Origin of the sequence: Hansschlegelia beijingensis (assembly GCF_045505405.1) — a bacterium.
Classification (GTDB): Bacteria; Pseudomonadota; Alphaproteobacteria; order Rhizobiales; family Methylopilaceae; genus Methylopila; species Methylopila beijingensis_A.
Genome location: NZ_JBJKEX010000177.1, coordinates 1 through 6,193, shown reverse-complemented (window position 1 = coordinate 6,193; position 6,193 = coordinate 1). Strand labels below are relative to the sequence as shown.

Genomic DNA, 6,193 nt, shown 5'->3' with positions numbered 1-6,193 from the left:
GGAGCCGGCGCACGACGCGGGCGCCGGCGGGCGTCACGGAGACTTCCTTGGTGAGGTCGTCGACGAGCATCGGGGCGAGCGGCGCGGCGAGCGCGGGAAGCAGCGCCCCTGCGCCACGAGAGCCGCGGACGCTCGAGTCCTGGGGCCAGGACGCAGGCGGCCGGAAGCCCTCGGGGAGCGCCGGGCCGAGGGCGAAGAATTCGCCGCCCGTGGGGCGTCGGAGAACATCGAGGGTCGCCTCCGCGCCGGTCGGAAGGCGGACCGAGGCGATCAGCCAGAGTTGCGGAAGACGACGGAAGGCGAGTTGCTCCGCCACCGGCCGAAGCGCCGCCTCGAAGCCGCGATAGCGGCCGCGAAGGACATCGTAGCCCGACGGATCGGGCTTCAGGACGGCGCCTTCGAACAGAGGCAGGCAGTCCGCGAAGATCTCGCGGCGCCCGCTTCGCTCGGCGCGCGCCGCGTTGCGCAAGCGGAGCTCCGCGGCGGCGAGCGCCGCCGCGGAGATCGCTGCCAGAACGGCGGTTCCGATCATCGCCGCCTCAGTAGCCGCGGGGCTTCGGCCAGGCCATCGTGAACTGGTCGCCCCGGCGGCAGTACTTGTAGCGGTGCAGGACGAACCAGGCCGACGCCAGGATGTAGAAGCTCATCATCGCGAGCAGCTGCGTTCCGTATCCGAGGAACACCGCGAAGTAGGTCACGGCGCACAAGGTCAGAAGCAGGATCGCCGGCAGCGGATGAAGCGGGTGGATGTATCCGCGGTTGATCGATCCGAGCGGCCATTTGCGGCGGAAGATGATCACCGCGATCGCCATGATCGTATAGCCAAGCAGACCGGAGAGGATCGAGAAGGTGATCGTCTGGTCGAGCGGGGTCGACACCGCGAACAGGATCGCGATCGGCACGAAGAACACGATCGAGCGGAACGGCGTCCGATACTTCGGATGCACCCCGCCGAACCATACCGGCATGTAGCGGTCGCGGCCCATGGCGAACCAGGCGCGCGAGGCGTCGTTGATGCAGCCATTGGCGGAGGCGAGGGTCGCGAACAGCGTGCCGACGAACAGGAACACCTCGAGCGGCGCGCTGCCGGTGAGGCGGCCGGCGTCGTAGAGCGGCGTGATCGCCTGTCCGAGATATTCCCAGGGCATCAGGCCTGTGCCGATGTACCAGGTCAGGGTGGCGGCGATCAGCAGCGTCATGATCCCGGTGAGCGTGCCGAGCGGCAGCGAGCGGGCCGGCGAGCGGACCTCTTCGGCGGCCTGGGTCGTCCCCTCGATGCCGAGATAGAACCAGAGGCCGAAATGCATCGCGGCCAGGATGCCGAGGCCGCCATAGGGAAGTCCGGTCAGGAGATCGGAATGCTTCGTGACCTCCCCGGGCGCCCAGGGGCGGACATAGGCGAACAAGGTCAGGATGGCCGCGAAGGCGATGGCGGTGATGACGTAGTTCACCGTGAGGGTGGCGAGCACGCCGCGGTAGTTGAGCCACGCCAGGAAGACGATCGTCAGCACCATGAAGGCGCGTTTGTCGATGTCTCCGACCAGGCCCATGTTGTGCGCGAAGGCTTCGATCAGATCGCCCGTGACGATCGCGTTCGAAACCTCGAGCATCGTGTAGGCCATGACCAGGTAGAGGCCGACATTGAAGGCCGCGAGCGGCCCGATGATGTGTTTCGCCTGCGCGTACTGGCCGCCGGCGGCGGCGACCGTCGAGGTCACCTCGGAGTCGATCATCGCCACGCAGGTGTAGAGAATGCCTGCGAGCCAGCAGGCGGTCAGCGCGGCGATCGCGCCTCCCTTACCGACGGCGAAGTTCCAGCCCATGAACTCGCCGACCAGCACGATGCCGACGCCGAGCCCCCAGACATGGGCCGGCCCGAGGACGCGCTTCAGCGCGACGCGCGCTGGCGTCGCGGATGGGGCGGCCGCGGCGGCGGCCGGAGCCGCGGGATGAGTGAGGTCCACCATCACGACCTCGCCGTGATTTCGCCGAGCTCGGCGTCGATGATCTCACCCTCCGCCGAGGAGGTCAGGTACTCCTCGGAATAGGCTCGGTTCGTCTTGATCATGTCCCAGAGCATCCAGAGCGCGAGCGCGGCGGCGGCCGACCAGGCGCAGATGTTCATCGCCGATATCATGTCGGCCTCCTCGGTATGACTTGTGACTTCAGGCGGATCAGGCCGACGGGCGGTCGTCGTCGAAACGTTCGGCGATGACCTCGCGATATTCCTTGTCGGACCAGCGCAGCATGCCGACGAAGTAGAGGAGGATGACTGCGGCCGTGACCGCAAAGCCGATCCAGGAGAACGCGTAGTCGAACTTCACGCCGATGATCGCCGCGGCGGAGGTCGGGTCGAAGCCGAGCTTCTCCCACTGGGTCGCCATGGTGGCGTTCTGGCCGAGCGTCTCCCAGGTGGGATTGTCGAACGTGCTGGTCGTGGTGCCGCCGCCGGCGAGCTTCAGCAGGAGCGGCACGTAGAGCGTCACCAGGACCAGCGCGAGCATGATGAAGGCGTCGACGATCTGCCCGAAGACCGACTGTGCGGGCGGCTCGTAAGGCTGCTTCCTCATCGGGCCAGCCTCCGGTCCGCCACGATGCGGTCGAGGTAGTAGATGTCGGTGCCGTAGATCGCGGCCTTGTCTTCCTGGTAATGCCGGATCAGCGCCCAGACGGCCGCGGTGTTGAGAAACAGCACTAGACCGCCGAGGATCAGCATCAGCAGCGTCACGCCGCTGGCCGCGAACTGATCGGACATCCGCCAGAACGTGAAGGCGTAGACCGCCCAGACCGTCGTGACGGAGATATAGGCCGCAAGCTTGTCCCGCCTGTACATCGCTTCAATACGCGCCTGATGGTCGCGCATGGCGTTCCTCCCCATGTTCTTGCGAAGAAAATTTCGCTCTTTTGAGGAAAAGGTGACCGCCTAATTTGCGGGCGTCAAGCGCTCTGTTTATGTGCAATGCGATATTTATTTGGGCGGCGGTGCGGCGCAGCAGCCGCGTCCCGGGGCGGCCGCTTTCGGTCGCGCGACGTCTTCGCTGGCCTCTGCGCCGGTCTGCATGGAAAATCCGCCCCTTGCCGGCTTCATCTGACGTGACGCACGCTGACGGCGGCGAGGGGCCGGAGCTTGCGGGCGTGACCGCGAGGCGCCAGAACGCGGCGCGTCCTCACAGGCGGCGCGGACGCGTGATCCCATGAGCAAGGCGGAAGTCGAAGTCGCGGTCGTGGGCGCCGGCGCAGCGGGAATCGGGGCCGCTCGACGTCTGCATGACGCGGGCGTCGACGTCCTGCTGATCGAGGCCCGCGCCCGCCTCGGCGGCCGCAGCTTCACCGAGCCGGATCCGGCCGTGGGTCCGCTGGACCTCGGCTGCGGCTGGCTGCATTCGGGCGACGAGAACCCATGGACCGCGATCGCGGAGCGGCAGGGGCATGCGGTCGAGCGCTCGGCCGCGCCCTGGAGCAAGGCGGCGCTCGAAGCCGGCTTTCCGGTCGAGGAGCAGGCGGACTTCCGGGCGGCGAGCGAGAGGTTTCACGAGCGTCTGGCGGAAGCCGCGTCCTGCTCGCCCGACCGGCCCGCCGCGGCCTGTCTCGAGCCGGGCGGCCGGTGGAACGAGCTTCTCGACGCGGTCAGCACCTATGTGAGCGGCGCCGAACTGCAGCGCGTCTCCGCCCGCGATCTTGCGGCCTATCGGGACACCGGCGTGAACTGGCGCCTGGACGCAGGCTACGGCGCAGTCATCGCGAGGCACGCAGACGGCGTGCCGCTCGCGCTGGACTGCCCCGTGAGCGAGATCGACCACAGCGGCAGGCGCATCCGGCTCACGACGCCGCAAGGCGAGATCTCCGCCGAACGCGCCATCGTCACCCTGCCGACGGACCTGCTGGCGCAGGAGGCCGTGACGTTCCGGCCGGCTCTGCCGGAAAAAAGCGACGCCGCGCGCGGCTTGCCGCTCGGGCTCGCCGACAAGCTCTACATGGCGCTCGAAGGCGCGGAGGAGTTCGAGGTCGACAGCCGCGCGTTCGGCCGAACGGACCACGTCGCGACGGGATCCTATCATTTCCGGCCGCTCGGCCGGCCGCTCATAGAGGGTTATTTCGGCGGGGCGCTCGCGGCTGATCTGGAGCGGGGAGGACCCGCCGCCTTCTTCGACTTTGCGCGGCAGGAACTGACGGGTCTGTTCGGCGCCGCCTTCGCGCGCCGCCTGCGGCCGCTCGCGAGCCATTCCTGGGGCGCCGATCCCTATGCGCGCGGCTCCTACTCTTTCGCGTCGCCGGGCATGGCGGGGCAGCGCGAAATCCTCGCCGCGTCAGTGGCCGACAGGCTGTTCTTCGCCGGGGAGGCCTGCTCGCCGCGCGACTATTCGACGGCGCACGGCGCCTTGCGCACCGGCCTCGCGGCGGCGGACGCGATCCTCGCGGCGCGCGGGCGCAGATAGCCTGCAGCTCTGTTCAGGCTCCGGCGATGATCGGAAAGCGATGGTGCGGGCGGTCGGACTCGAACCGACATATCCGTGAGGACGGCGGATTTTGAGTCCGCTGCGTCTACCAGTTCCGCCACGCCCGCGGCGCTGCCAGTCGTGCAGGACGCCCGCAGGCGTCCGGCTCCTGTAACCCACCTCGGGCGGGGGCGCCAGATGGCTAGCCTGGATCGGGCGACGTGAGCGCGACCACGTCGGCGATCGACCACACCTCGTCGATCCTGCCCTCCCGAAACCGGTAGAAGACGTTCTCGCCGAAGGTGGCGCGCCTGCCTGTCGGCCGGAGGCCCTGCCACTCACGCGTCAGCGTTGCGGTGTCGCGCAGTCGCGCGGCGACGAAGTCCTTTTCGATGACGAGCTTCTCGATGCTCCACTGAAAATCCGGCATCGCGGCGAAGCTGTCCTCGATCGCCCGGGCGCGCACTCCGCCCTGCTCATGCGCTCGCCGTTGTAGAGCAACTCATCCCAGTAGAAGCTTTCGGCCTCGTCCAGACGGCGTTCGTTCAGGGACGCGATGTAGCGCCGGTAGAGCGCTTCGAGCTCGTCGCGGGTCATCAATCCTCCTCCCTTCGCCGGACGGGAAGGTCCGGCCTCGGCGTCAACGGCCGGTTGGCGGCGAGGTTCACTGACACCGCCGCTGAAGGGCCTTCGTTCGCCGAACGAAGGCGGACGCCTCCGGTACTGTCTTGCCCCGCGCCCAAGGAAACTCACGACTTGCGCCCCGCGCGCAAAGCCCTCATAGGCTTCGGCGCCTGAGGTAGGTTCGCACGCGCGAAGGCCGGTTGGATCGGGACGGTACGGGGCATGCTCCGCGTCTCAGCGAAGGGTCGGGAATGCTGAGACGCCTTTACGAGTGGACGCTTTCGCTGGCGGCGGGCCCTAAGGCCGATCGGGCCCTGTTCTGGGTCGCCTTCACGGAGAGCTCGTTCTTCCCGCTGCCCCCCGACGTCCTGCTTGTCCCGATGACGATCGCCCGTCCGGACAGGGCCTATTACTACGCCATCCTGTGCGGGGTCGCCTCGACGCTCGGGGGCCTGCTCGGCTACGCCATCGGCGCGCTGCTCTATGACAGCGTCGGCTTGTGGATCATCAATCTGTACGGCTACGGCGACAAGATGGAGGCGTTCCGGCACGCCTACGCCGAGTACGGGCTGTGGATCATCCTGCTCAAGGGGCTGACGCCGATCCCCTACAAGCTGGTGACGATCGTCTCGGGCTTCGCGGGCTACAACGTCTTCCTGTTCGTCGTGCTGACGATCATCTCGCGCACCCTCCGCTTCCTTGCGGTCGCCTGGCTGCTCAAGCGTTACGGCGAGCCGGTGCGGGAATTCATCGAGAAGCGCCTCGAGGTCGCGACGATCCTGCTGCTCGCCTTCGTGGTCGGCGGCTTCGTGCTGGTCAAATACGTGGTGTGACGGCGTGGCGGCGGTCGGCCCACGCGACAGGCCGCGCGAGATCGGCCATACCCGCCCGATGACGCGCACCCGCTCAGCCGCGATCCTGGCCTTCGTGATCGCCGCCGCCGCCGCCCTCACTGTCGGGGCGGCGCTCGTGTTCCAGCACGGCTTCGGCTACGTGCCCTGCATGCTCTGCCTGTGGCAGCGCTGGCCCTATTACGTCGGGGCTCCGCTGGCGCTCGCCGCCGGGCTTCTCGGGCTCGCCGGAGCGACCGCCGCGATGCGCCTGCTGCTCGCGGCCACGGCCCTGCTGTTCCT

Annotated in this window: 9 protein-coding genes and 1 tRNA gene; 3 read left to right on the top strand and 7 right to left on the bottom strand. The window is 68.1% G+C overall.

The genetic code is table 11. From position 1 onward, the window contains the following. The 5 genes from ACIKT0_RS11550 to ACIKT0_RS11530 form a co-directional block, all read right to left on the bottom strand. On the bottom strand, positions 1–532 hold a 532-nt coding region (locus ACIKT0_RS11550), incomplete at its 3' end, for a hypothetical protein (protein WP_407105488.1). 7 nt (positions 533–539) lie between these two features. After that, entirely contained in the window at positions 540–1,967 is a 1,428-nt protein-coding gene (locus ACIKT0_RS11545) for an APC family permease (RefSeq protein ID WP_407105487.1), read from the bottom strand. Beyond that, positions 1,967–2,137, bottom strand: coding sequence for a hypothetical protein (locus ACIKT0_RS11540; RefSeq protein ID WP_407105486.1), 171 nt, complete (start codon positions 2,135–2,137; stop codon positions 1,967–1,969). The genes ACIKT0_RS11545 and ACIKT0_RS11540 overlap by 1 nt, the downstream gene beginning before the upstream one ends. A 37-nt stretch (positions 2,138–2,174) precedes the next feature. Further along, positions 2,175–2,570, bottom strand: a complete 396-nt coding sequence (locus tag ACIKT0_RS11535; protein WP_407105485.1) for a hypothetical protein — start codon at positions 2,568–2,570, stop codon at positions 2,175–2,177. Beyond that, entirely contained in the window at positions 2,567–2,863 is a 297-nt protein-coding gene (locus ACIKT0_RS11530; RefSeq protein WP_407105484.1) for a hypothetical protein, read from the bottom strand. The genes ACIKT0_RS11535 and ACIKT0_RS11530 overlap by 4 nt, the downstream gene beginning before the upstream one ends. 331 nt (positions 2,864–3,194) lie before the next feature. Between ACIKT0_RS11530 and ACIKT0_RS11525 the strand changes: the two genes are divergently transcribed. Continuing rightward, a complete protein-coding gene (locus tag ACIKT0_RS11525; protein WP_407105483.1) occupies positions 3,195–4,436 on the top strand; it encodes a flavin monoamine oxidase family protein in 1,242 nt (413 codons plus the stop codon). Positions 4,437–4,477: 41 nt separating this feature from the next. Here the strand turns inward: ACIKT0_RS11525 and ACIKT0_RS11520 are convergent. Together ACIKT0_RS11520 and ACIKT0_RS11515 are read right to left on the bottom strand one after the other, a co-directional pair. Then, positions 4,478–4,564 (bottom strand) — tRNA-Leu (locus tag ACIKT0_RS11520). 74 nt (positions 4,565–4,638) lie between these two features. Then, positions 4,639–4,902, bottom strand: a complete 264-nt coding sequence (locus tag ACIKT0_RS11515) for an ester cyclase (protein WP_407105482.1) — start codon at positions 4,900–4,902, stop codon at positions 4,639–4,641. Positions 4,903–5,311: 409 nt separating this feature from the next. Between ACIKT0_RS11515 and ACIKT0_RS11510 the strand changes: the two genes are divergently transcribed. Both ACIKT0_RS11510 and ACIKT0_RS11505 read left to right on the top strand, forming a co-directional pair. Continuing rightward, complete coding sequence (locus ACIKT0_RS11510) at positions 5,312–5,893, top strand: YqaA family protein (protein ID WP_183395710.1); 582 nt, start codon at positions 5,312–5,314, stop codon at positions 5,891–5,893. Positions 5,894–5,951: 58 nt separating this feature from the next. Next, the coding region (locus ACIKT0_RS11505; RefSeq protein ID WP_407105481.1) for a disulfide bond formation protein B at positions 5,952–6,193 on the top strand (242 nt) is incomplete at its 3' end.

Bases quoted from the DNA above. Each gene is read 5' to 3' on its own strand.
- ACIKT0_RS11545 (WP_407105487.1), bottom strand. From the start codon at position 1,967: ATGGTGGACCTCACTCATCCCGCGGCTCCGGCCGCCGCCGCGGCCGCC.
- ACIKT0_RS11540 (WP_407105486.1), bottom strand. From the start codon at position 2,137: ATGATATCGGCGATGAACATCTGCGCCTGGTCGGCCGCCGCCGCGCTC.
- ACIKT0_RS11535 (WP_407105485.1), bottom strand. From the start codon at position 2,570: ATGAGGAAGCAGCCTTACGAGCCGCCCGCACAGTCGGTCTTCGGGCAG.
- ACIKT0_RS11530 (WP_407105484.1), bottom strand. From the start codon at position 2,863: ATGCGCGACCATCAGGCGCGTATTGAAGCGATGTACAGGCGGGACAAG.
- ACIKT0_RS11525 (WP_407105483.1), top strand. From the start codon at position 3,195: ATGAGCAAGGCGGAAGTCGAAGTCGCGGTCGTGGGCGCCGGCGCAGCG.
- ACIKT0_RS11510 (WP_183395710.1), top strand. From the start codon at position 5,312: ATGCTGAGACGCCTTTACGAGTGGACGCTTTCGCTGGCGGCGGGCCCT.